This window comes from Methylobacterium sp. WL103 (genome assembly GCF_008039885.1).
Lineage (GTDB): Bacteria > Pseudomonadota > Alphaproteobacteria > Rhizobiales > Beijerinckiaceae > Methylobacterium > Methylobacterium cerastii.
On sequence record NZ_VRUX01000654.1, the window covers coordinates 1 to 2,246 of the forward strand.

The following is a 2,246-nucleotide window of genomic DNA, read 5'->3' on the forward strand; positions in this document are numbered from 1 at the left end:
ACGTCACTACAACGGCGTGCGCCCGCATGCCTCTCTGGGATACCGACCGCCGGCCCCGGAGGTGTTCATGCCAGCCTTCTCCGCTTGGCCGGCTGCGCTTGCCAGACCAGCTCCGCCGGCCAAGCTACCCGTGGCGGAGCGGCCCACCGTGCACTAACTTTATCCTTGGACCACCTCGTGGGGGCCGATCACCTGCCGTCCGCGAGAGCGGAAGCTTACGTCCGCTTTCCGGCAACGACGATGTCGTCTCGTACGGCCGAGTTGGGTCGGGTCCTGACCGTCCGCCCTACGACTGGGTTGGGTGGATTTCTGTCTGTCCGCTTTCGGGTGGCAATCGCGTGGAGCGGACGTCCGGCAGCAGTGCTTGTCCTCGACCCACAGGCGGAGTTGTCCCACCTTGTCACTCACGCCAGGATGAGGCTGGACCTGGGTGAGGTTAGATGATGTGGCAGCTACATTGGCTTGAGGCGTCCGGTGATTTGGGTCCCTGGCGCGACATCGTCGCCGGGGAGGTCGAGATCGCCAGAAGGGCTGTGGCGCGCGTGCTGCCGGTGCCGCCGCTCGACATCCTCGTGCAACGCTTGCCCGGTGAAGTGATCCCGGAGACCGGCACGACGGGGCAAGCCATCCGCCCTGACCTGTTCTCCCTCACTATCGATCCCGATAACCCCAACTTTGCGCCCGCGCTGAGAAATGGGGATCTGCGCCGGACCGTGGCGCACGAGGCCCACCACTGCATGCGCATGGCCGGTCCCGGCTACGGCTGGACGCTGGGCGAATCCCTCGTCAGCGAGGGCCTCGCGGGGCAGTTCGTCAGCCACCTGTTCAACTCCCCGCCCGAGCCGTGGGAATGCGCCGTGACCGACGAGGTACTTGCGGCCAATCTGCCGGACGACGCCACGCTCGTGAGCAACGGGCACGACCATCGTGCATGGTTCTTCGGCTTCGGCGGCCGGTATCCGCGCTGGCTCGGCTACACCCTTGGTTACCGTATCGTGGGCGATTGGCTAGAAGCAGGGGCCGACCTTAGCGGTGCCGCATGGATCAATGTTCCCGCGCACGTGGTAATCGACGCCGCGCGCGAGCGCACATTGTTGAACATCTGATGCCACCCCCATTCGAGGTCGAGTTGGCCGAACACGACCCCCGCTGGTCAGAGGCTGCTGAGGCGCAAGCCGCGATCCTACGCGTCGCGCTCAATCCAATCTTGCTTGCCGTCCACCATATCGGATCGACCGCTATCCCAGGTCTGACGGCAAAGCCCATCTTGGATCTTATGCCGGTCGTCGGCGACCTCTATGTGCTGGATCGGCGCAGAAGTGACCTCGAAGCAATCGGCTTCGCATGGTGGGGCGAGTTCGGACTGCCGGGGCGGCGCTACGCCACGAAAGACGAGTGCCATTCTGGGCGGCGGCTCGTACAACTGCATTGCTTCGCCACGGGATCTCCCGACATCGAGCGCCACCTCGTATTCCGCGACTACCTTCGGAAGAGACCAGAGCTCGTGACATCCTATGCGCATGAGAGAGTCAGGTGCCGAGCGCTCTACCCCGACAACTCTCACGCTTATGGCGCATGCAAGAGTGCATGGATCGACGCAGTCGAAGCTGCGGCCTTGGCTGATCGGCTGATTTCCTGAGTGATCAGCGGCCGCTTTGGAGAACCGCAAAAGGCGATCCAAATGACCGAGTTGGGTCGGGACCCGTCCGTCCGCTCCACGACCGGGTTGGGTGGATTTGCGACGGTCTGCTTTCGACGAGCAAAGTCGAGAAACCGGACGTTCGCATGGATAGCGATCCATATCAGCTTCGCGCTCAGCTAAGTCATCCAGCGTGGCGTGGAACATGATCGAAGCGTTCACTCCACTTTTTGGTCCGCCCCCATTGAAGTGGTCCGCCCTTTGGTATGGCTTTTGAGCCTGGAGGACGGACGAGATGGCAAAGCACCCGAAGCCCGAGGAGATCGTCGCGAAGCTACGTCAGGCGGACGTGCTGATCTCACAGGGCCAGAGCGTGGCCGATGCAATCCGCGCGCTCGGTGTGAGTTCGGTGACGTACTACCGGTGGCGGCGTGAGTTTGGCGGCCTGAAGTCGGATCAAGTTCGACGGATGAAGAGTCTTGAGACCGAGAATGCTCGGCTTCGAAAGGCAATCGCCGATCTCACCCTCGACAAGCTGATCCTGCAGGAGGCGTCCCGGGGAAACTTCTGAGCCCCGCGCGCCGACGCGCCTGTGTCGAGCACATCC

At 63.1% G+C, this 2,246-nt stretch carries 2 protein-coding genes and 2 pseudogenes; all 4 read left to right on the plus strand.

Annotation, left to right across the window (positions count from 1 at the left end; all coding sequences use genetic code 11):
• Positions 1-157 (plus strand): annotated as a pseudogene (locus FV222_RS23785) (IS3 family transposase); the annotation flags it as partial.
• A gap of 286 nt (positions 158-443) precedes the next feature.
• Complete coding sequence (locus FV222_RS23790) at positions 444-1,106, plus strand: DUF2268 domain-containing putative Zn-dependent protease (RefSeq protein ID WP_246685626.1); 663 nt, start codon at positions 444-446, stop codon at positions 1,104-1,106.
• 23 nt (positions 1,107-1,129) lie between these two features.
• Positions 1,130-1,639 (plus strand): GrpB family protein, encoded by a 510-nt coding sequence (locus FV222_RS23795; protein ID WP_246685627.1) that lies wholly within the window; start codon positions 1,130-1,132, stop codon positions 1,637-1,639.
• 295 nt (positions 1,640-1,934) lie between these two features.
• Positions 1,935-2,246, plus strand: a pseudogene (locus tag FV222_RS23800) (transposase); the annotation flags it as partial.

Excerpts from the sequence above, each read along its gene's own strand:
- FV222_RS23790 (WP_246685626.1), top strand. The coding sequence starts at position 444 with ATGTGGCAGCTACATTGGCTTGAGGCGTCCGGTGATTTGGGTCCCTGG.